Source organism: Sphingopyxis selenitireducens, assembly GCF_051550705.1.
GTDB lineage: Bacteria > Pseudomonadota > Alphaproteobacteria > Sphingomonadales > Sphingomonadaceae > Sphingopyxis.
The window spans coordinates 29,202-50,896 of sequence record NZ_JBPULG010000002.1 but is presented as its reverse complement, the minus strand read 5'-3'; the positions used below and the strand labels follow the sequence as shown (position 1 = coordinate 50,896).

General features: G+C 64.0%; 23 protein-coding genes and 1 other RNA gene. 7 read left to right on the top strand and 17 right to left on the bottom strand.

The window, feature by feature from the left end; genetic code table 11:
• Positions 1-6 precede the first annotated feature (6 nt).
• The gene (gene dapA, locus ACSYDV_RS06150; RefSeq protein WP_438322905.1) at positions 7-882 is read right to left on the bottom strand and encodes a 4-hydroxy-tetrahydrodipicolinate synthase; all 876 of its coding nucleotides are present in this window, start codon (positions 880-882) and stop codon (positions 7-9) included.
• Positions 883-983: 101 nt separating this feature from the next.
• On the opposite strand from dapA, the gene ACSYDV_RS06145 reads away from it, so the two are divergent.
• Both ACSYDV_RS06145 and greB read left to right on the top strand, forming a co-directional pair.
• Positions 984-3,014: a lytic transglycosylase domain-containing protein gene (locus tag ACSYDV_RS06145; RefSeq protein ID WP_438322904.1), complete on the top strand. Its 2,031-nt coding sequence runs from the start codon at positions 984-986 to the stop codon at positions 3,012-3,014.
• Between the two features lie 5 nt (positions 3,015-3,019).
• Positions 3,020-3,502: a transcription elongation factor GreB gene (gene greB, locus ACSYDV_RS06140; protein ID WP_438322903.1), complete on the top strand. Its 483-nt coding sequence runs from the start codon at positions 3,020-3,022 to the stop codon at positions 3,500-3,502.
• A gap of 3 nt (positions 3,503-3,505) precedes the next feature.
• Here the strand turns inward: greB and ACSYDV_RS06135 are convergent, their stop codons facing one another.
• Positions 3,506-4,138 carry a tetratricopeptide repeat protein gene (locus ACSYDV_RS06135; protein ID WP_438322902.1) on the bottom strand — a complete coding sequence of 211 codons (633 nt, stop codon included), beginning with the start codon at positions 4,136-4,138 and terminating at the stop codon, positions 3,506-3,508.
• Entirely contained in the window at positions 4,114-5,250 is a 1,137-nt protein-coding gene (locus ACSYDV_RS06130; protein ID WP_438322901.1) for a caspase family protein, read from the bottom strand. Before ACSYDV_RS06130 ends, ACSYDV_RS06135 begins: the two co-directional genes overlap by 25 nt.
• A 170-nt stretch (positions 5,251-5,420) precedes the next feature.
• On the opposite strand from ACSYDV_RS06130, the gene ACSYDV_RS06125 reads away from it, so the two are divergent.
• Positions 5,421-6,077 (top strand): hypothetical protein, encoded by a 657-nt coding sequence (locus ACSYDV_RS06125; RefSeq protein WP_438322900.1) that lies wholly within the window; start codon positions 5,421-5,423, stop codon positions 6,075-6,077.
• Between the two features lie 20 nt (positions 6,078-6,097).
• Here ACSYDV_RS06125 and ACSYDV_RS06120 read toward each other — a convergent pair whose 3' ends face one another.
• The 9 genes from ACSYDV_RS06120 to ACSYDV_RS06080 form a co-directional block, all read right to left on the bottom strand.
• A complete protein-coding gene (locus tag ACSYDV_RS06120; protein ID WP_438322899.1) occupies positions 6,098-6,250 on the bottom strand; it encodes a hypothetical protein in 153 nt (50 codons plus the stop codon).
• A gap of 76 nt (positions 6,251-6,326) precedes the next feature.
• Positions 6,327-6,723, bottom strand: an RNA gene (gene rnpB / locus ACSYDV_RS06115) — RNase P RNA component class A.
• A 40-nt stretch (positions 6,724-6,763) separates the two neighbouring features.
• On the bottom strand, positions 6,764-7,453 hold the full coding sequence (locus ACSYDV_RS06110) for an N-acetylmuramoyl-L-alanine amidase (protein WP_438322898.1): 690 nt from the start codon (positions 7,451-7,453) through the stop codon (positions 6,764-6,766).
• Between the two features lie 79 nt (positions 7,454-7,532).
• Positions 7,533-8,390, bottom strand: coding sequence for a CheR family methyltransferase (locus ACSYDV_RS06105; protein ID WP_438322897.1), 858 nt, complete (start codon positions 8,388-8,390; stop codon positions 7,533-7,535).
• Entirely contained in the window at positions 8,387-9,493 is a 1,107-nt protein-coding gene (gene cheB / locus ACSYDV_RS06100; protein WP_438322896.1) for a chemotaxis-specific protein-glutamate methyltransferase CheB, read from the bottom strand. Before cheB ends, ACSYDV_RS06105 begins: the two co-directional genes overlap by 4 nt.
• A 10-nt stretch (positions 9,494-9,503) precedes the next feature.
• On the bottom strand, positions 9,504-9,878 hold the full coding sequence (locus tag ACSYDV_RS06095; protein WP_438322895.1) for a response regulator: 375 nt from the start codon (positions 9,876-9,878) through the stop codon (positions 9,504-9,506).
• A gap of 75 nt (positions 9,879-9,953) precedes the next feature.
• On the bottom strand, positions 9,954-10,391 hold the full coding sequence (locus ACSYDV_RS06090; RefSeq protein WP_438322894.1) for a chemotaxis protein CheW: 438 nt from the start codon (positions 10,389-10,391) through the stop codon (positions 9,954-9,956).
• The gene (locus ACSYDV_RS06085) at positions 10,388-12,781 is read right to left on the bottom strand and encodes a chemotaxis protein CheA (RefSeq protein ID WP_438322893.1); all 2,394 of its coding nucleotides are present in this window, start codon (positions 12,779-12,781) and stop codon (positions 10,388-10,390) included. Before ACSYDV_RS06085 ends, ACSYDV_RS06090 begins: the two co-directional genes overlap by 4 nt.
• A gap of 63 nt (positions 12,782-12,844) precedes the next feature.
• Positions 12,845-13,489, bottom strand: a complete 645-nt coding sequence (locus tag ACSYDV_RS06080; RefSeq protein WP_438322892.1) for a histidine phosphotransferase family protein — start codon at positions 13,487-13,489, stop codon at positions 12,845-12,847.
• A 275-nt stretch (positions 13,490-13,764) separates the two neighbouring features.
• Between ACSYDV_RS06080 and ACSYDV_RS06075 the strand changes: the two genes are divergently transcribed.
• The 3 genes from ACSYDV_RS06075 (at position 13,765) to ACSYDV_RS06065 (ending at position 16,168) form a co-directional block, all read left to right on the top strand.
• Positions 13,765-14,721, top strand: coding sequence for an RluA family pseudouridine synthase (locus tag ACSYDV_RS06075; RefSeq protein ID WP_438322891.1), 957 nt, complete (start codon positions 13,765-13,767; stop codon positions 14,719-14,721).
• A gap of 84 nt (positions 14,722-14,805) precedes the next feature.
• Positions 14,806-15,708: an RNA polymerase sigma factor RpoH gene (rpoH, locus tag ACSYDV_RS06070; protein WP_438322890.1), complete on the top strand. Its 903-nt coding sequence runs from the start codon at positions 14,806-14,808 to the stop codon at positions 15,706-15,708.
• 61 nt (positions 15,709-15,769) lie between these two features.
• Complete coding sequence (locus ACSYDV_RS06065) at positions 15,770-16,168, top strand: plastocyanin/azurin family copper-binding protein (RefSeq protein ID WP_438322889.1); 399 nt, start codon at positions 15,770-15,772, stop codon at positions 16,166-16,168.
• Positions 16,169-16,177: 9 nt separating this feature from the next.
• On the opposite strand, the gene ACSYDV_RS06060 is transcribed toward ACSYDV_RS06065, so the two are convergent.
• Positions 16,178-16,978, bottom strand: coding sequence for a transporter (locus tag ACSYDV_RS06060; RefSeq protein ID WP_438322888.1), 801 nt, complete (start codon positions 16,976-16,978; stop codon positions 16,178-16,180).
• Between the two features lie 94 nt (positions 16,979-17,072).
• Between ACSYDV_RS06060 and mtgA the strand changes: the two genes are divergently transcribed.
• Positions 17,073-17,753 carry a monofunctional biosynthetic peptidoglycan transglycosylase gene (gene mtgA, locus ACSYDV_RS06055; protein WP_438323645.1) on the top strand — a complete coding sequence of 227 codons (681 nt, stop codon included), beginning with the start codon at positions 17,073-17,075 and terminating at the stop codon, positions 17,751-17,753.
• A 168-nt stretch (positions 17,754-17,921) separates the two neighbouring features.
• On the opposite strand, the gene ACSYDV_RS06050 is transcribed toward mtgA, so the two are convergent.
• The 4 genes from ACSYDV_RS06050 to guaB all read right to left on the bottom strand — a co-directional run bounded on the left by ACSYDV_RS06050 (position 17,922) and on the right by guaB (position 21,681).
• Positions 17,922-18,266 carry a hypothetical protein gene (locus tag ACSYDV_RS06050; RefSeq protein WP_438322887.1) on the bottom strand — a complete coding sequence of 115 codons (345 nt, stop codon included), beginning with the start codon at positions 18,264-18,266 and terminating at the stop codon, positions 17,922-17,924.
• A gap of 90 nt (positions 18,267-18,356) precedes the next feature.
• Positions 18,357-18,893, bottom strand: coding sequence for a tetratricopeptide repeat protein (locus ACSYDV_RS06045; RefSeq protein ID WP_438322886.1), 537 nt, complete (start codon positions 18,891-18,893; stop codon positions 18,357-18,359).
• Positions 18,894-18,903: 10 nt separating this feature from the next.
• Complete coding sequence (locus ACSYDV_RS06040; protein WP_438322885.1) at positions 18,904-20,094, bottom strand: RsmB/NOP family class I SAM-dependent RNA methyltransferase; 1,191 nt, start codon at positions 20,092-20,094, stop codon at positions 18,904-18,906.
• 129 nt (positions 20,095-20,223) lie between these two features.
• The gene (gene guaB / locus ACSYDV_RS06035; RefSeq protein WP_438322884.1) at positions 20,224-21,681 is read right to left on the bottom strand and encodes an IMP dehydrogenase; all 1,458 of its coding nucleotides are present in this window, start codon (positions 21,679-21,681) and stop codon (positions 20,224-20,226) included.
• Positions 21,682-21,695: the final 14 nt, after the last annotated feature.

Below are 21,695 nucleotides of genomic sequence, written 5' to 3'. Positions count from 1 at the left end.
GAAAGCCTATAGCACTCCCGCCGACGCCAGCGCAGCATCGATCGCACTGCGCCCCGCGTCGTTCGCCGGAATGATCGGCAGGCGAACTTCGGGATCGAACCAGTCGTGCACGCGCGACAGCGCATATTTGACAGGCGCCGGCGACGTGTCGGAGAACATTGCATTGTGTAGCGGGAACAGCCGTTCGTGCAGCGCCAGCGCGGCCGCCCAGTCGGCGGAGGCGCAAGCCGCCGCAAACTGCGCGCACAGGCGCGGCGCGACATTCGCGGTGACGGAGATGCAGCCGACGCCACCCAGCGATGCGTGCGGAAGCCACAGATCGTCATTGCCGCTGAGCTGGCAGAAATCATGCCCCGCCCCGGCACGGAGCGCCGTTACGCGAGCGAGGTCGCCGCTGGCGTCCTTGATCGCGACGACCGATGCGATCTCGCTCAGCTTGCTCATCGCTTCGGTACTGATGTCGGTCACGGTGCGCCCCGGGACATTATAGACGACGATCGGCAGGTCGCTGGCATCCGCGAGCGCCTTGAAATGCGCAAGAATGCCGTCTTGGCTCGGGCGATTATAATAGGGCGCGACGACCAGCGCAGCCGTGGCGCCGGCTGCCTGTGCATGGCGCATGTGGCGAATCGCGGTCGCGGTGTCGTTCGATCCGCATCCGGCGATCACCGGCACCCGGCCCGCCGCCGCCTCGATGCAGCAATCGATCACGTGATAATGTTCGTCAAAGCCCAGCGTCGCGCTTTCGCCCGTTGTGCCGCATGGAACCAGCGCGCTTGTTCCTTCACCGACCTGCCAGTCGACGAACCGTTTGAACGCCGGTGCGTCAAACGCCCCGTCGCGAAATGGCGTCACCAAGGCGGGAATCGACCCGGAAAACATGCTGGACTCCTTTACAAAAACAGGCCCACGACCGATAAGACGGCCGAGCGCGCCCGCTAATGGACGCCTATTCAGCGACCCGCAAGGAGTTTGGCACTAGCATGGCCGCTATGATCTCGCTGTCCCATATTTCCCGCCTCGCGCTTGCCGCGGCCCTTCTCATCCCGACCGCCGCAACGGCGAGCGAACTGACCCCCGAACAAATGGCTTGGTATCGCGCCCAGATGGGCCTTGCCGCCACGTCGGGGCCGCCGCCATCGACCAGCTCGGTCGGCGATGCGGTGATGGAGTGGCGCCGGTTGACGGCAAACACCGGTGCTTCCTTCGATCAGCTGTCGCGCTTCCTGATGACCAACAAGGGCTGGCCCGACGCCGACAAGATGCGGACGCGTGCCGAAAAGGCGATCGCGATCGACAGCTTCGACCCGGCCCGCACCCTCGCTTATTTTCAAGCCTATCCTCCGCAAACCGCGAGCGGGAATTTGCGCTATGCGCTGGCACTCAATGCCAGTGGCCGCCGCGACGAAGCCAATGTCGCGGTTCGCCGCGCATGGCGGGGCGGCACGCTCGACGAAGCCGAAACAAGCCGCGTACTCGGCCTGTTCCCCGGCGCGATCAGCCTTGCCGACCATGATGCGCGGATGGACCGGTTGCTCTGGTCGGGCGCCACCGCTGCCGCCAGCCGCCAGCTCGGCTATACCTCTTCCGACAAGCGGAGCGTCTTTGCCGCGCGCCTTGCCATGCGCAGCGGCGCGGTCGACGCCGCGCTACAGGCATCGGCGGTCGAAAGCGCCAATCCGTCGCTCACCCGCACCGACGCAGGCTATATCACCGACAAGGCGACATGGCTCCGCAAGGCCGGCCGCGTCGGCGAAGCGCGTGCGCTGCTCGCCGGGCCGCGCTCGCTCGCAAAAGCGCCGACCGATACCGAAGAATGGCTGGAAACGCTGCTCACCAACGCGCGTCAGGCCGACGCCGCAGGCGACAAGCAGACCGCCTATAATATCGCGCGCCAGCTCGACGACGCGTTCCCGCCCGGCACCGTCATCCGCGAGACCGGCCTCAGCGTCCGCGACGATTACACCTCGCTCGCCTGGCTCGCCGGCCAGCTCGCCTTCAAGGATCTTCGCCGCCCGGCCGAAGCGGTACGCCTGTTCCACACTTATGGCGAAGCCGCGCGCTCGGCGCAGACACGCACCAAGGGATTTTACTGGGCCGGCCGCGCCGCGCTGGCGGCCGGCGATCGCTCCACCGCCAATGAACATTTCAACGACGCCGCGCAGCATTATGACCAATTTTACGGTCAATTGTCGCTCGAGCGCCTCAACCGCCCGCAACCCAAGCCCGCCGCCATGCCGAATATCCAGGTCGCGAGCAGCGAAAAGCGCGCGTTCGAGGATGATCGGCTGGTCCGCGCGTCGCGCGCGCTCGGCGAAATCGGCGCGTGGCGCGAACAGTCGCTGTTCCTCCGCGCCATCGCGCAAAAGGCAACCTCGCCTGCCGACCATGTGCTGGCGGGGCAGCTTTCCACGCAGATCGGCCGCCCCGACCTGGGCGTTATGATCGGCCGCAGCGCGCAGGCGAACAGCCTCGACGCGGTCGAAGTGTCGGGCTTCCCGACCGTTCGCGTCCCCACGGGGCATGAAAGCAACTGGACCTTCATCCACGCGATCACCCGGCAGGAAAGCCAGTTCGATCGCCAGGCCGTGAGCCATGCCGGCGCGCGCGGGATGATGCAGTTGATGCCGGGAACGGCGCGCGAAGTCGCGGGCAAGCTGGGGCTGAGCTATGACGTCGGGTCGCTGACTGCCGACACCAATTATAACATGATGCTGGGATCGACCTATTTTCAGCAGATGCTGCGCTATTTCGGCGGCAGCTATCCGCTCGCGGTCGCGGCCTATAATGCGGGGCCCGGCAATGTGAACAAATGGCTGCGCGCCAATGGCGATCCGCGCGGCGGCGGGATCGAGATGCTCGACTGGATCGAGGCGATCCCGATCTTCGAGACCAAAAACTATGTCCAGCGCGTGCTGGAAAATGCGGTCGTTTACGACACATTGCGTGAAGGCGGCGGGTCGCGGTCGCAGGCGCCGCTCAGCTTCTACCTCGGCAAGCGCACGCCCGGCTGACAGGCATGGCCGGGGAAAAGACGAACGTCATCAGCCCGGCGGGCTTCGCCGCGCTGCGCGCAGAATATGACGTGCTGTTCGGCGATGAACGGCCAAAGCTGGTCGAGGTCATCAGCTGGGCCGCGGGCAATGGCGACCGCAGCGAAAATGGCGACTATATCTATGGCCGCAAGCGATTGCGCGAGATCGACCGGCGGCTGAGCTTCCTCGCGCGGCGAATGAAGGCGGCGCGGGTTGTCGACCCCGCCGAACAGCCCGACAAGAACCGCATCTGGTTCGGCGCCACGGTCGAACTCGCCGATGATGACGATGCCCGGCGGGTCGTCACATTGGTCGGCGATGACGAAGCCGACGCCGGCACCGGCCGGATTGGCTGGAACAGCCCCCTCGCCCGGTCGCTGCGCGGCGCGGCGGTGGGCGATTTGCGCACCGTGCAATTGCCCGCAGGGCCCAAGGAATGGGAGGTGATGGCGGTCAGTTACCCCTGATCGCTATTCGCCGATCCCGGCAATAAGGTCGCGCTGATCCTTTCGCAGTTCGGGCAGGTCCCGCGCCAGCTTAGCCCAATGAACGGCCTCCTTCGGGTCGATCGCCACGCCTGCTCCCTTGGCATAGGCACTGGCGAGAATGGCACGCGAGCCTGCAAAGCCTGCGCGCGCGGCGACTCCGCAATCCTCGATCGCGGCTGTCAGCGTCTTGTCGGCGAAATGCGCTTCGCACAGCCAATGATTGCCCTCCGGATTACCTCCATCGGCGATGCTCCGCAGCCGCGCCAGATTGGCGGGGCGCGTGCCGGGGAAATAGGTCAGCGCGAAGATGGCGGCAGGATGCCCCTTTTCCGCCGCTTCCATATAAAGCGCCTGCGAGCGGACGAGGTCGGGCCTTCCAAAGGTGCCCGCCGTCAGCCGATAGGCCAGATGCGTCTTCGCCTTTGAAAAGCCGGCGTTCGATGCCGCAGTATGCAGGTCGAACGCACGCTTCACATTGTCCGGCGTCGGATCGGTTTCGAGCAGAAGATAGGCCAGTTCCTGTTGCCCTGCGGCGAAGCTCCGCGCGGCTGATTGCTCCAGATAGGCCCGGGCGCGCGGCACATCCTTCTTCACCCCGACACCGAGCGAGAACATATAGCCCGCGAGATGCTGCGCGAGCGGATGGCCGCCATCGCAAGCGCGATCAGTTCCGCCGCCGGATGGCGCGATAGCACCTCGGCCACGATGATCGGTTCATCCTCGATCGCCAGCCGGTCGAGCGAGACATCGGCCAGCGGGTCGGCGGCGGGCTTGAGCGCGCCGCGGGTCGCGGGCGGCACCGCGACGGCGCCGGGCACCGGGGTCGCAATGGCAGCGGGTGCCTCTGGCGCGGCCGGGACATCGGGCGGCGCCACCAGATAATAATCGTCGAACCAGCTGCCATAATGGAACGGCTGTTGTGGCCCCAACTCCATGCCATAGGTCCGCTTGTAAACCTCTCGCGATACGACCTTGAAATAGTCGGAAATTTCGAGGCCGGGGATGGCCAGTTCCTTGACCACTGCCGCAGCGAAGGGGCTGACGGGCGATCCGACCGGCGCAAAATCGAGTGCTGGACGCCCTTTCGCGGTCGAATAGAAGACCGCTCCCTGCCCGATATCAAGCAGGCCGAGCGGCGCCGATCCGGCCTCTCCGCTCTTTATGTCCGCATCCTCGACCCGCACGACCGGCTCTGCAGTGCGGCAGGCATCGACGAACAACAGCGTGAAGGCGCCGCTCGGGACGACATGTTTCACCAGCGCCTCGATCGAAAGATAGCGTTTTTCGACATCGGCGCGGCGCGTCGCGGGCGGGGCATCCATGGGCACCAACCAGTTGCGCCCGCCATATTCAAAGCCATGGCCAGCATAATAGATCAGGACCGACTTCGCGCCCTTCGCCTCCGCCGCGAAACGCGCCAGTTCGGCGTCGAGCGTATTTTTGTCGGCATTGCGAACGATACGGGGCGCAATTCCAGCACGCGCGAAAGCTCCGCACACGACATCGATATCGTTGACTGCGTTCTTCAGCGACGGCCATTCCCAGTCATTATAGGCGCTGTTACCGATGAGCAGCGCGACCCGATCACCGTCGAGCGGTGCGGTGCCGCATGCGGCCGCGGGCTGGGCCTGCGCCGTGGGAGACCCGGCCAGCACAGCGAGGAATGGCAAGGCCGAAAACGCGATCGGGCGCGCGTTGAATATCCGCAGAAATCTGCGCAACTTCACTCTGAAACCACCTATTCGCGCCATCGCCATGCCCCCCCCGCCGCAACAAGGGTTAGGTCAGCCGCGCCATGTAGGAAAGCGCGTTTTGCCCTGTGATCATCATCACAATGCCGGGCATGATGGCCCGATAGACATAAAAGGACTTGGATTCGGCCAAAAGGAGGGGTGCCGTGGAACGAAGCCTGGTTTTTCTTGCGATCCTGCTCGCACCGGCCGGAGCCGATGCCGCATCCCCGTCACCCGCCGCACCGGCGATGAGCGAGGCCGCAATAGCGCGCCTGATGACGCCGGGCGAAGAGATGGAGGCGCGCGTTGACGGCGACCTTAACGGCGATGGCGACGTCGACACCGTGGTGGTTCTGGCAAAGGACGACCTCCGCACGGTCCGTGCCTTTTTTACCGCGCGTAATGGCGCCCGCATCCATCATGTCGCAGCCGGCACGTTCAACCTGCTGCCCGGGGCATTGGGGCCCGCCGAACTGACGGTTGATAAGGGCGTACTGATCATCCGCGATTTGACCGGCGGCACATCCGCGACATCGGCGACCTACCGTTTTCGCGGCGATGACGCCGCGCCGAAACTGCGCCTGATCGGCCTCGACGCGACCGCCTATAGCCGGACCTATTCGCACGACGGCGCCGAGATGAGCTGGAATCTGCTGACCGGCGACATCGTCACGGCGCAGTTGGCGGTCAAGCCGGACGACAGCGATCGCAGCTATGACAAAGTCGGCGCCAAACGCGCACGGCGGCCAGCGAGCCCCATCTATATGGAAAACACCCCGGACCCCGAGGACGAGCTAAACCTGATCATGGAGGGCAAATAAGCCCCCCGCCTGCCTCGAACCTATTTCAGCAGCGCGGGAACAATCCACACTGCGGACAGGACGAGCACCGCAGCCAGTAACGAGATTGCCAGCACGTAGCGGACATTATGTCCTTTGACGCCGCTGCTCGCTTCGGTCTCGGTGACTTCAATATGTTCGTCGACGACTTTCATGGCTCGCCTCCCTTGTGCTGGTCCCTTTAGAACGCGGCCCACCCACGGGGGGTTCCCGCGCAGAATTTGGGAGAGTATTGCCAGAGGGTCTGTAAGCCGGGTTCTGTCCACCCCTTTTGACAGGGGATGGGCGATCATTCCTCTAGGCGAACGGTTACCCGAACGCTCAAGCAGTCAACCCGGACGGCTGGGCCGGAACCGACCCTGGATTGCTCCGCACCATCCCTATTCGACCTTGCTCCCGGTGGGGTTTGCCGTGCCGCATCTGTTACCAGCTGCGCGGTGCGCTCTTACCGCACCCTTTCACCTTTCGCCGGGCCGAAACCTTTGGCGATCTACTCTCTGTGGCACTTTCCCTGAACCTGGCCGAAGCCCGATCCGCCGGACGTTATCCGGCACCGTGGTTTCCGTGGAGCCCGGACTTTCCTCCCCCGGCGGGATACCCCACCGGCGGCGATCGCCCGACCCTCTGGCCACGCCATTATAGCGATGATTGGGCGGATTGACGAGAAATCAATTGCCCTCGGGCTGGGGCAGCAACAGCGCCAGCAGGATCGCACGGCATTCGCCATCGACTGTGCCGTCGATGAGCTCGGGACGGAAGCGGCGCTGAAAGGCCACCGTCGCGGCGAAACCGTCGGTCACATCATATCCAAAGCGCTCGAGCGCGAGCAGAAAACCCGCGTCGGTCCACAAAGGATCGGTCAGTTTCTTGGTCGGCCGCGGCAGCGCTAGACGGCGGCGCGCCAGTTCCTCCCACGGGAACAGCTCCCCCGGATCCTGCTTGCGCGTGGGTGCGATGTCCGAATGGCCGACGACATTGCCGCGCGTGATCGCGTGGCGATCCTTGATCTGGTGGACCAGTCGGACGACCGATGCGACCTGCGGATCGGGAAAGGGAACATAGCCCCATTCATGCCCCGGATTGACGATCTCGATCCCGACGCTCGCCGAATTAATGTCGCTGATGCCGCGCCAGTGCGACTTGCCGGCGTGCCAGGCGCGCTTTTCCTCGGGCACCATCCAGGTGATCTGGCCATCCTCGCTGACGCAATAATGGGCAGACACTTTGGCATCGGGATCGGTAAGCCGATCAATGGCTTCGGCGCCTGTCTTCATACCGGTATAGTGAAGCACGATCATCGAAATGGGCAGTCCGCGCTCGTCGAAATTGGGTGACCAGCGTTCAATAAAATCGCTCATGCGGTTCGCGACCCATGTTTTGCCCCGCCCCGGTGCGGGAAGAGGCCTGACCTGCGCCAGCGCCGGGCAAATTGCAAGCTCAGGCGGCCACGGCTCGGCGCACCTGCTGATCGGCGGGCTCATAGAGGCCGCGCAAGCGCGGACTGGCGACAAACTGGTCGGTCTGTCCCAGCACCGTCTCCCCCGCCCCGAGCACAAGGAAGCTCTGCGGCGCTGCCATCGCGCGCAACCGGGCAAAAGCCTTTTGCCGCATCGATGCCGAGAAATAGAGCAGCAGGTTGCGGCAAAAGATCAGATCGGCGGAACGCCCCAGCGGTGGCCGGTCGGTCAGCATATTCTGCACCGAAAAATCGATCCGGCGGCGCAAATCCGCCTTCGCCAGCCATCCCGTCTCGGTCTGGTCGAACCAGCGCACCATGCGCTGCACCGGCAGGCCGCGCTGAATTTCAAACTGGCTGTAAAGCCCGATGCGCGCGCGGCCGATCGCGTGATAGCTGACGTCGGTGCCGACGATATCGACCTGCCATCCCGCCCATTTCTCGCCCTGTTCGGCGATCAGCATCGCCAGCGAATAGGCCTCCTGCCCTGTCGACACGCCGCAATGCCAGACGGTCAGGCGCCGCCTGTCGGCATTGATGACGCGAAGCTTCTCAAGTGCGTTGACAGCAATATCATCGAACACACTATGTTCGCGATAAAAAAACGTCTCATTGTTCAGCATCGCATCGACCGTATCGTCGAGCAACTGCCGGCTGTTCGAGGTGACGAGCGCAGCGACGAGCGCGTCGAGATCGGCGATGCCATGGCGCTGCATCACCGGCTTCAGCGACATTTCGATACGCCAGATGCGGTTCGGCGACAGCGTCTGCCCCGTCCGCGATTCAAGAACGCCCATCAGGATGCGATAAGCCGATTCGCTGGCGGTGCCGTCCATCATGGCTTGCGGCGTCCGGGCAGAAAGGCTCCGAGCGTCAGCGCGATCGCGTCGGGATTGAGCGTGGCAGCGGTCAGCCCCGCCTTGGCGACCGCTCCTGGCATGCCCCAGACGACGCAGCTTTCCGGTGCCTGTGCAAAGATCATTCCCCCCACAGCCTTTAATCGCGCCGCGCCCAGCACCCCATCGCGCCCCATGCCGCTCAGGATCACGGCGACGCCGCGCTTGCCATAGACTTCGGCGACTGCATCCAGCATCGGATCGGCCGATGGACAACAGCCATTTTCGACCGGGTGGCGGGCCAGCGCGATTTCGCGCCGGCGGCCATTGGCGACAACCGTCAGATGCGCATCGCCCGGCGCAAGATAGATATGACCGCGCTCGACCGCCATGCCGGCTTCGGCCACATGGACCTGCCGCCTGGTCATCGTCGCGATCTGCTTCGCGTAAAATTCCATGAAGGCGTCGGGCAGATGCTGCGTCAGCAGGATCGGCGCGGTAATGCGCGTGTCGAGATGGGCGAGAAAATTGGCGAAAGCCGGGATGCCGCCGGTCGAGGCCGCCACGGCGATACATTCGATCGGCTGGTCGATGTCGACGCTGACAGTGGTCGGCGCGGACGCCGGGACGGGACGCTGCAAAACGCGGATCGTCGCGGTAAGCGGCGGCTGGTCGCCCAAGGTCAGGATACGTTCGGTCAGCACCTCGGCAAAGCGCCCGGAGAAGCTGCCGCGGCCCGGCTTGGCGAGAGTGTCGCTAGCACCCAGCGACAGCGCCTCAATCGCGGCGGGACCGCCCTCGACACAGTTGGAAGACAGGATCAGCACCCGCGCTTTCGCGGCGCGTTCCAGGATATGCGGCAGCGCGTCGATGCCGTTCATCCCCGGCATTTCGATGTCGAGGATGACGACATCGACCGATTCGCACGCCAGATAGGCGAGCGCGTCGTGCGCCGAGGCGACCGAGGCGCAGATTTTCAAGGCCGGATGCTGATCGACAATGCGTTCGAGGATGCTGCGCACGACCAGACTATCGTCGACCAACATGACCCGAATCGTGCGCGTAGATCGCGCAGGATCCGAAATCAGGGGTTGCGGCCGGGCCATAGCGACGGCCTCAGGCGACGCCGACGAGCTGTAATTTCCCCTCGAGCGTTTCGCGGTCGAACGGCTTCATCACATATTCGTCGGCTCCCGCTTCGATCGCGGTCCGGATATGGTCGATGCTGTTCTCCGTCGTGCAAAAGACGACGCGCGGCCGCTCTTCATGCCCATAGTCCAGGTCGTTGAAGGCGCCCAGAAACTCCATCCCGCTCATCACCGGCATATTCCAGTCGAGCAGAATGACATCGGGACGATTGGCGCGACAAAATGTCAGCGCCTCCAGCCCGTCAGCAGCCTCATCGACCGCAAAGGACATGCTTTCAAGGATATGGCGCGCGACCTTGCGAATAACTTTGCTGTCGTCGACGACCAAACAAGATTTCGACATTCTAATACTCCGACCCCCCGGGGTTTCCTGCAATCTACGGTGAAGGAGTATCCAGCCCGTTAATGACATGGATGTTCACGCCGCTTTTGCGACCGGTAACGTGATGAAATGCGACGGGTCGACGACGAGCAGCGCCGCGCCGTCATGTTCGATCATCGCTTCGGCGACGCGCGCCCAGCCGGGCAGCAATTTGCCCGCGATGCGCGTCTCGGGCGCTTCGATGAAACATACATCCTCGATTTCATCGGCGAGCAGCGCATAGCCATGATCGGCGACGTCAACGACGATGACCCGCTGCCCCTCGGCAACGGCGACTGCCGGCAGACCGATGACGACGTGCGGGTCGATCAGCGTGAAGACGCGGCTGCGCAACGCGAACAGCCCGGCGACATGCGGCGGCGCGGCCGGCACCTCGACCGGCGCGCCGACGGTCACCACCGAATGGATCGCGCGGCTGCGCAGCGCGACGCGCGTGTCGGCAATGCGTGCGACAAGATAAAGCTTGTCCATCATGCGCGGCCTCCCATGACATGATGATGCAGTGCGTCGAGCAACGCCTGGCGGTCGTAACGATAGACGGTCCGATCATCGGGGCCCGTCGCGGCGGCGGCGGTGCGCAGCCGGATCACCGGCACGTCACCGGCCGCGTGGGCGTGCGCGCCCTCTTCGCCCGAAAGACAAAGCAGCACATCGGGCGTTTCGTCCCCCTCCGCATCGCTGCTGGCGACCCGATAACCGGCGTGACGCAGGATCGGTGCAAGGAAATTGTCGCCCCAGCCGTCATGATCATCGGCAAGATGGCAAAGCGGCTGACGCAGCGCCGGCGCCGCCGCGCCCGACGCATACTGTTCCATCAACCAATAGGGATCGATCAATTCAACCGGATTTCCGCCGACGAGCGCGACCCCGGCAATCAGGCCGGGCGCGGCGGCGGGCTGGACACCGTCGGGCAGGCGGACGATGTCGATCACAGCCGCGATCGGATAGCAAAGCACGGCGCGGCCATCATAGAGGCGGAGCAGCTTCACGCTGCCCTGTTCGTCGGGCAATTTTCCGGCGTGGACGGGGAAAATATCGCCGCCAATCTGCACCTGGATGTGGCCCGCGCTTTCGAACAGCGCCGATACGGGCACTTCCTCGACGCGCTCGATCACCGACAGGCGGACGCCGCGAATGCGATCCCCCACGTCGCGGAACAGCAAAAGCTGTACCGCGTCGCGCGCCGCTATCGCCTCGGCCGCGGCTTCGGACCCATGGTCCTGATTGCGTCCCGCCTCGCTCGCATCGATGCCCGCTACGGCGAGTATGCCTTGGACATCCAGCAACAGCACCGGGCGGCCGTTGTCTGGCAAGGTCGTGCCGGCATAGAGGCCCGTCGCCATGATCATTGGCGCGGCCGGCTTGATCACCAATTCTTCCTGATCATGGATCGCCGCGACGCTGAGCGCATAGCTTTGCCCCTGCCCCGGCCGGACAATGACCAGCGCGCGGTCGTCGACGTCGTCGCGGTGATCACGCGCCCGCCCCAGTACGGACTCAAGCCTCAACAGCGGAAATGGCTCGCCGCGCACCGTCGCAATCTCGCCGCCGCCGATATGATCGATCCGCACCGTATCGCTGCTTTCGAGCAGGATTTCGCGCACAGATCCGCGCGGAATGGCAAATTCATGACCCGCCGCGCGCACCATCAACCCCGAAATAATCGTCAGCGTCATCGGTACGCGAAGCAATATGGTCAGCCCGCGCCCCTCTTCGTTGCGCAGTTCGACGACGCCGCCGATCTTCTCGACATTGGATTTGACGATATCCATGCCCACGCCGCGCCCCGAAATCGAGGTAATCTCCGCCGCAGTCGAAAATCCGGGCCGGAAGACCAACTCCAGCTTCTCACGCGAACTCAGCGCGCGCGCCTCGGTCGCGGTGACGACACGCGCCGCGATCGCCTTGGCGACCAACGCGTCGGGCGACAGGCCGCGGCCATCGTCGCGGATCGCGATTTCAATCTGATTGCCCGACTGACGCGCCGAAACGAAAATCGTCGCGGTGACATCCTTGCCCGCCGCGACACGTCCATCGATTGCCTCGATGCCATGGTCGATCGCGTTGCGAACGATGTGGATCAGCGGGTCGCGGATATTCTCCATCATCTCGCGATCCAGTTCGACTTCGCCGCCACTGGTCGCGAATTTCACCTTTTTGTCCAGATCGCGCGCGAGATCGCGAACGATGCGCGGCAATGGGGCGAACAATTTATCGATGCGCTGCATCCGCATCTGACTGACCGACTGACGCATGCCGGCGATCGAATCGGAGAGGCGTTCAAAGGAAGAAATGACCGAGGCGTCGGCGCCTGACTCGCGCAGCATCCGGGCAAATTCGTTGCGCGCGAGAACGATGTCGGTGACCCCCGTCATCACGCTGTCGAGCAGCGGCAAGGGCACGCGGATTGAGCGCCAGCCCCGCAATTCGGCGCTGAGGTCATCTTCGCGGCGCAGCTGGATTTCGACGGCGGCGGGTTCCGTCGCCGGAACCGTCTCCATGGTCGCCAGCGCGCCGATGACGACGCTGTCATCGCCCGCAGGCTCGGTTCCGGTGGCGGCGAGACTGTCGCACAATTCGGAGAGACGATCGATAATGCCCAGCACCGCGCTCACCAGCGCGCCATCGGCCGGCCGGTTGCCCCGACGAACCTGATCGAGCGCATCCTCGGCCGCGTGCGATAATGCGGTGACGCGCGGCAGCGACAGGAAACCCGAGCTGCCCTTGATCGTGTGGACAAGGCGAAAAATGGCGTCCAGCCGCTCGCGATCAGCGGGATCGGCCTCCCACGCCACCAGCGCCCCGCCAGCTTCGGCAAGAATTTCCGCCGTTTCAGCGAGAAAGTCGTTCAGCAGATCGTCCATTGCGTTACCGGTGCGCCCCAAAAACTGAGGTCAGACCATGGACGACAATGGTTAAAGGAGGCTTTACTCCCGCCCGCGCAGCACCGCACCGACCAGCAAGGTCGTCGGCGTTTCGCGCGCCAGCATGACCGTGCCATTGTTCTGCGCCGCAACCGCCTGAACCAATACCGCTGGCGCAGTGCGCGAAGTCATTGGGGTTGCGGCCTCTCCCTCGGCGAGAATGCGCTCGACGTCGGCATCCAGGAACATGCGCTCTGCCTCCACATGCAGTGCGATTTCAATGGCATCGCCCTGTTTTTCGCACCCGACATCGAGCCGACCGCCCCGCACCAGCGCATCGACGAGCAGCAGCGACAGGTTCAGAATGATCTTCACCGCCGGCTTGGGCAGCGGGTCCGACCCGATCATCCAGTTAAGGTCGATCGCGCGGTCGCCGATGATCCCCTGAATAGCCGATTTGGCCTCGTCAGCGGGGACCAGTTCGCCAAAGCCACCAGCGGATCCGAACGCAAGACGAAAGAATTTCAGTTTGTTCGCCGACGTTCGCGCACTTTGTTCGAGCAGTTCGAAGCAGCGCTCGCGCATCGCCGGGTCTTTTTCGTCGGCAAGCAGTTCGAGGCCGTTGGCGAAAGCGCCGACCGGGCTGAGCAGATCATGGCACAGGCGCGAAGCCAGCATAGAGGCGAAATCGACGCGATCGTCGGTCATGATTGAAGTGGCTCCCCAGCGCAGTATCCGGACGTCCCCGGCATGAGCCCGCTCCTAGGGCACGCATGCCCCGAAGGGCAAGCGCGATGCGCCGAAGCACCTGCCCTTCTCTCCTTCACGCGCCTTCGTCACCCTTCGCGCCCCTTGGTCACTCCCGACTTGATCCGGGGTCCATGCCGCCGCCCAATGGATGCCGGATCGGCCTGGCATGATGAAAGCGGTGCCAACACGCCTCGCCCCTTGAATTTCGGCGCCCGAAAACCACATCGAAGCCGATGCAGGGGGATGACGACATATTGACCGTCGCGCTGGGCGACAGCGCAGCCGGGCTGCGCCTGGACCGGGCGCTTGCCGAGGCTTTGCCCGACCTGTCGCGCGAGCGGGTCAAGAGCCTGATCAAGAGCGGACATGTCGCCGATGCCAGCGGCGCGCTGTTGCTCGATCCCTCGGCCAAGACCGTCGCCGCCGGTGTGATAGAACTGCGGATGCCCAAACCTGCGCCGACGCACAATGTCGCACAGGATTTGGATCTGGCGATCGCCTATGAAGACGAGCATCTGATCGTGGTCGATAAGCCTGCGGGAATGGTCGTCCATCCCGCGGCGGGCAATTTCGACGGCACCCTCGTCAACGCGCTGCTCCACCATTGCGCCGGACAGCTTTCGGGCGTCGGCGGTGTCGCGCGGCCGGGGATCGTCCACCGTATCGACAAGGATACCAGCGGGCTGATCGTCGCCGCCAAGCACGACCGCGCGCACGAAGGACTGGCAAAGCAATTCGCCGCGCACAGCATCGACCGCCGCTATCTGGCGATCGTAACGGGTCGCCCGATGCCCGCCAATGGCACGGTGGATGCGTCGCTTGGCCGGTCGAGCACGAACCGCAAGAAAATGGCTGTCGTCGCCGAAGGACGCGGCAAGCATGCGATCACCCACTATCGCACCGTCGAACCGCTGAAGGGGGCAACGCTGGTCGAATGCCGACTCGAAACCGGGCGAACCCATCAGGTGCGCGTCCATATGGCGCATATCGGCCATCCATTGCTCGGCGATCCGGTCTATGGACGCGCCAGAAAGCCGCTGTCGGACGTGCTGAAAGCGCGGAATTTCGTGCGGCAAGCATTGCACGCGGCCCGTTTGGGCTTTATTCATCCGGTGACCGGTAACAGGATCGCGCTCGACAGTGACATGCCCGCCGACATGCGGGAACTGATCGACGAACTGCGCGTTTAAGTTTCGAATGAAAATCTATCTCGACCGCCGGACGCAACCGCGGCATATTTAGGCTCTAGTATTATTAGGGAAGACGCTCTGAAAATGGCGAATAAAAGCAATGTTCCGGCCACGGTTCCAGCGCTTGGCGGCGAAGCCAGCCTGAATCGCTATCTGTCGGAAATCCGCAAATTCCCCCTGCTCACCCCCGAACAGGAATATATGCTCGCGAAGCGTTTTCACGAGCATGGCGATAACGAGGCTGCGGCACAGCTCGTGACGTCGCATCTTCGGCTCGTGGCAAAGATTGCCATGGGTTATCGCGGCTATGGCCTGCCGGTCAGCGAACTCATCTCCGAAGGCAATATCGGCCTGATGCAGGGGGTGAAGAAATTCGACCCCGAACGCGGTTTCCGCCTCGCCACCTATGCGATGTGGTGGATCCGCGCGTCGATCCAGGAGTTTATCCTGCGGTCGTGGAGCCTCGTGAAGATGGGCACCACCGCAGCGCAGAAGAAGCTGTTCTTCAACCTGCGCCGGATGAAGAATAATCTGGAAGCGTTCGAGGATGGCGACCTGTCGCCCGAGCATCTGACCAAGATCGCGACCGACCTCGGCGTCACCGAAGACGAAGTCGTCAGCATGAATCGCCGCATGGCGATGGGTGGCGACACCTCGCTGAACGTCCCGATGGGCGAGGATGGCGACAGCCAGTGGCAAGATCTTCTCGGCGACGAAGGTCCGCTTCAGGACGAGCGCGTTGCCGAAGCACAGGAACGCGACGTTCGCCACGGGCTGCTCAACGAAGCGCTCGACACACTGAACGAGCGGGAGCGTCACATCCTGACCGAACGACGCCTGACCGACGATCCCAAGACTCTCGAGGATCTGAGCCAGGTTTACGACGTCAGCCGCGAACGCGTCCGCCAGATCGAGGTACGCGCGTTCGAAAAGCTGCAAAAGGCGATGCTGAAGCTCGCCGGCGACCGGCGGCTGATCAACGCCTGAGCCCACGGGCTCGACTGCGCGGCGGGCATAGCCGGATTGTCCGGCAGAAGGAGTGCATATCATGCGTTTCCTGTCGCTCGCCGCCGTCGCCTTGACGCTGGCCGTCCCCGCCGCCATCCCCGTCACCGCCGCCGAGCAGACGGACAAGGTGACGGTCGCGATGGCCAATTTCAATTATGCTCCAGCCGATCTGCACCTGAAATCAGGGCGCAGCACGACAATCCATTTCGTCAACAACGGGTCTGGCGGACATGATTTCACCGCCCCCGAATTTTTCGCCGCCGCGACGATGGACGCCAGCAACCGTGCGAAAGTAGGCGGAACCAAAGGCCGCGTCTCGCTGGGCAAGGGTGAAAGCCTGGACGTCACCCTGACCCCGGCGGCGGGAAGCTACAAGGTCCATTGTTCGCACTTCATGCACAGCAGCCTGGGCATGAAGGGGAAGATATCGGTCGATTGACCCGCCGCGTCAGTAACGCTGCACGAACCCCATATAGATTTGCATATCGGGGCTATCGCGGTTGAGGCCGATGTTCGCGCCAATATCCCATTGGCTGTCTTCATCGGGCTGCCAGCCTGCCGAAACCCCGCCGAGCAATTCGGTGGCGTGCCCCTCGGGATCATGATCGCGCACCGCCGCCAGTTCGAGCGCCATCGACACGCTATCCGTCACGCCAAAGCCGACCCCCGCGGTCGCGCCATAGGCAAGGTGCCGCCCTTTGCCGTCGCCGTCGGTCGCAGCGGCGACCTGCGGCGTCAGGCCAAGCGACACATTGCCGACCTCGACGCTGGCGGGAAGCAGCAAACCCGCGCCCCAATCGCCAGCACCGATCGCTGACCCGCCCACAGGAAGGGTGACATAGGGCATCGCGGCCACGGAGAAGCCCGAACCATCGGGGGTGCGGAAGTTCTGACGCAGCGCAATCATCACATCGCCAACGTCGGTCCGCGTCGCGGCCGTTCCCGACGCCCGGTCGCGCTCGCGAACCCGTCCCACGGCGGTCCAGCCGATCTGCGCCTCCAGCGAAGGCGTCAGCCCGACGCGCAACAAGGCATCGCCCGCGACAATGGTGTCGGTCCTGAGCGCGCCCTCGCGATCGCGCGTCCAGTCGCCAATTCCGACTTCGAGGACCATATCGCCTTCATCGACCGTGCAGGCCGGGGTTCCCAGCCCGGGCCGATCGGGACACAGATCGCGCCGCTCTTCCGCTCCGGCCGGAGCTCCGACGATCAGCGCCGCCACCATCCCGAACGTCCGCCACATCACCATGTCACCCGCCTTCCACGATCCGCACTTTTCCTTTTCCGATCCTTGGACTAGGCCAAATCGACTGCAACAGCAAAGCATGGCGCGCACGACTCCGATGATGTTGGGAATATTGAAATTCACCGTCAAAGCCGTCATCGGCTTTGTCCTGATCTCGGTGCTCTGGGTGTTGCTCTATGCCGTCGTGCCGCCGCCCGCGACCTTCACCATGCTGGCGGACAGCAACGGAATGACCAAGGACTGGACGAGCCTGTCCGACATCGACCGCAACATGGTACGCGCCGTGATCGCCGCCGAGGACGGGAAGTTCTGCAGCCACGACGGGTTCGACCGCGACGCGATCGAACAGGCGATCGAGCGCAACGCGAAGGGCAAGCGCATGCGCGGCGGATCGACGATCAGCCAGCAGACCGCAAAGAATGCCTTTCTGTGGCAGGGCACCGGCTGGACCCGCTATGTCCGCAAGGTTCCCGAAGTGTGGTTCACCTTCCTGATCGAGAAAATCTGGGGCAAGCGGCGGATCATGGAAGTCTATCTGAACATCGCGGAGACTGGCATCGGCACCTATGGCGTCGAAGCAGGCGCGCAGCGCTATTTCAACCATGGCGCAGGCAAGCTGACCCCCGCCGAGGCCGCACGCATCGCCGCGATCCTGCCGCTGCCCAAGAAGCGCGAGGCGGTCACCCCGTCGGGCTTCACCCGCCGCTACGGCAACACGATCCGGGCGCGCATCGGCGTGGTGAAACGCGACGGACTGGACGCGTGCGTGTATAAATAAGGAGGTTGCGCGGTTTGATCGCCCATGTCGGCTTTGGGGTGGGAAGCGGTCGTTTCCGGCAATTGTCGTCATCCCCGCGAAGGCGGGGATCCCGCTTAACGCCGGTGAGGAACAAGCGGGATTCCCGCCTTCGCGGGAATGACGGAGTTCGGTCGGAAGCAGACGTCGCTAATCGTCAAGATTATCGTCTATCGTACCTCTGTATTTGAGCTCCGGCTGATCGGTTTCCGGCTCGCAATCGCTCCAGCGTAATAATGAGGCATCCACCGTCTCCGCGCCCATGTGGATCACGAACGCTTCCATCAGCGCGGCCTTGTGGCATGCAAAATCAGGCAGGTTAGGATTAAGATTGTCAGCCAAGATAAGCCATTCGGCAAACTGGGACGCGTGAACTGGCCCGGTCGGTGGAATCAGCATAGTGACATGAAGCGGTTCTCCGCGCTTCATACATCCACAAAAACCCCAATTGACGCACGCCACGTGCATCAGCGCGTCAAAGCCTGATACATTCATCGCACCAGTCTAGTCCGCATCATGAATGTCCGCAATCGGTCGATTGCCGACGGCGCTCCCCTCATCCGGGTCAGGAACGCAAACTCCGGATTAATTCTGCCCGGTGGTGACGACCGTCTTGGGCACCAACGCCTCGGCCGCGACGACCTTTTTGTCCGAACTCGTCGCAATCTTCTTTTCCAGCGCCGCGACCTGCGGGCATTGCGATGCGCAAACCCGCTTTGCCTCGGCCAGCTTCTCGCGCGCCAGTTCGAGTGCACCCTTGTCGGCGAGGGCTTCGCCCTGCCCGGTCAGCGCGACAAGATCATTGGGTTCAAGCAGCAACGCCTCGCGATACAGGCCGATCGCCTTGCCCGGCAGACCCTGCGCGCGCGCGACCTGCGCTAGCGCGATGATCGCCGACCGGTTGCGGGGATCGGCGGTGAGCGCCGATTCATAATAGTCGATGGCCGTGTTGAGCTCGCCCGCTTGCTGCGCCTTCACGCCTTGTTCCTGAAGCAGGATCGAGCGCGGAAGAATGTCATTGTCGGCACGCTGCGCGTCGGAAGCCGTGGGCATGCTGGCGAGAACAAGACCGGCACCGAGGGCCAGAAAACTGACGCGCATCACATTCTCCCATCGCTTCATTCGGCCAAGCCTAACATGGCGCCGTCAGCCGCGCGAGGAAAAACCCGTCGCAGCCATCATGCCCCGGAGTCAGCAGAAAACCGCCCCCCGCGGGCCGTCCAATACCATCGGGCAGGATGCCGTCATCGACGGTCCAGCCCGGATGCCGGGTCAAAAATTCGTCCACCTGAGCCCGCCCCTCGCGTGCAATGATCGAACAGACAGCATAGAGGAGTTTGCCGCCCGGCGCCACCAGTTCGGCGCCCAGGTCAAACAGTTTCGCCTGATCGGCGACATGCCGGCTGAGCCGCGCGGAGGTGAGCCGCCAGCGCAGTTCGGGGCTGCGGCGCCAGGTACCCGATCCCGAACATGGCGCATCGACGATGACGCGGTCGGCGCTGCCGATGCGGTCGGCGAGCATCTCCGCCTCCTGCCCCGGGTTCAGCAACAGCGTCTTGATCCGCGTCGCCCCGGCGCGGTGGGCACGCGGCGCGAGTTGCTGAAGCCGCGCGCGGTTGGTGTCGGCGGCCAATATGTCGGCCTGATCGCCAGTTGCTGCCGCGATGGCGAGCGTCTTGCCCCCCGCCCCTGCGCACAGATCGATGACATTGTGCTGCGGCGCAGCGTCAAGCGCGATCGCGGCGTGCTGGCTCGCGGCGTCCTGTACCTCGAACAGCCCGGCGGAATAGGCCGCGTCCTGCACAGCGGCGGTTTCGGACGGCAGGCGGACAGCATCGGCGAGCCCCGCGATCGGCTGGGCGTCGGCGAACAGCCCTGCCACCGCCGCGCGATCGCTGAGCAGGCGGTTGGCGCGCAAATCGAGCGGCGCACGCGCGAGCATCGCGGCGGCTTCGTCGGCGCCGACCAACGGGTCGAACATCTCAATCAGATGCGGCGCCACAAGGCCGCGTTCGGCGCGCGGTTCGTTCCCGACAATTTTCGCCGGGCCATAAAGCGTGCCGTCGAACAGCGCGGCGAGTTCGGGATCGCCCGCGGCCAGCGTCAACATCGCGGCGCGGCCCGACTTGGGGGCCAGACGGATCGCGCGGATCGCGTCATAGACAAGGTTGCGGATCGCGCGGCGGTCCTTGGACCCGGCATAGCGGCGCTGGCGCATCGCCTCCGCGACGATCGCATCGGCGGGCGGACCGCCTTCGCGCGCCGATGCGGCGATGTTGTCGAGGATTTCGATCGCGGTTTGGACGCGGGCAGCGGGAGTCATAGATTCGGTTTCTTTCTTTTCGTCATTGCGACCCCGGCGAAAGCCGGGCGAAGCAATTCCCCGCCATCGGAATGCGCTACGATAGCTGGAGATGGCTTCGTCGCTGCGGTCCCCGCAATAACGAAACCGTCAACCAACCGGGTAATTCGGCGCCTCGCGGGTGATCGCGACGTCGTGAACATGGCTTTCGCGCAGGCCCGCATTGGTGATGCGGACGAACTTCGCGCGCTCGCGGAAATCCTTGAGGGTGCGGCTGCCGGTATAGCCCATCGCGGCCTTCACGCCGCCGACGAGCTGGTGGATGACATCCTTGGCGGGGCCCTTGAACGGCACCTGACCTTCGATCCCTTCGGGGACCAGCTTCATCTGGTCCTTGATGTCCTGCTGGAAATAGCGGTCGGCCGAGCCGCGCGCCATTGCACCGACGCTGCCCATGCCGCGATAGCTTTTGTACGTGCGGCCCTGGAACAGGAAGGTTTCGCCCGGCGCCTCGGCGGTGCCGGCGAGCAGCGATCCGACCATCACGCTCGACGCGCCCGCCGCCAGCGCCTTGGCGATATCGCCCGAAGTGCGCAGACCGCCGTCGGCGATGACCGGAATGTTCAGCTTGGCGGCGGCTTCGACACTGCCGAGGATCGCGGTGAGCTGCGGCACGCCGACGCCCGCCACGATGCGGGTGGTGCAGATCGATCCGGGGCCGATGCCGACCTTGATCCCGTCGGCACCCGCGTCGATCAACGCCTTGGTCGCGTCGCCCGTGGCGACATTGCCGGCGAGGATCTGGACACGGTTCGACAATTTCTTGATCCGCTCGACCGTCTGCGCGACCATCTTGCTGTGGCCGTGCGCGGTGTCGACGACGATCAGGTCGCATTCGGCATCGAGCAGCGCCTCGGCGCGTTCGACGCCCGAATCCCCGGTGTTGGTCGCCGCGGCGACGCGCAAGCGGCCGGTAGCATCCTTGGTCGCGTCGGGGAAGTTCACGGCCTTTTCCATGTCCTTGACGGTGATCAGGCCGATGCAGCGATAATCATCGTCGACGACGAGCAGCTTTTCGATGCGGCGCTGGTGCAGCAATTTGCGCGCTTCATCCTGACCGACGCCGGGGCGGACGGTCGCAAGATTCTCGGCGGTCATCAACTCACGCACCGGCTGGTCGGGGTTGGCGGCAAAGCGCACGTCGCGGTTGGTCAAGATGCCGACCAGCTTGCCGCCGGTTTCAACAACCGGAATGCCCGAAATCTTGTGCTGGCCCATCAACGCGGTCGCATAGGACAAGGGCGCGTCGGGGGTGATGGTGATCGGGTTGACGATCATCCCGCTTTCGAACCGCTTGACCTGACGCACCGCCGCGGCCTGCTCCTCGACCGTCAGATTACGGTGGAGAACGCCGATCCCGCCGATCTGCGCCATCAATATCGCCATGTCCGCCTCGGTCACCGTGTCCATGGCCGACGACAGGATCGGGATGTTGAGGTTGATTTCGCTGGTCAACTGAGTCGACAAATTGGCTTCTGACGGCAGCATGTCCGACGGGCCGGGCACCAGCAGCACGTCGTCGAAGGTCAAACCGGTGATGATTTCCATGTGGGCCACTTTCT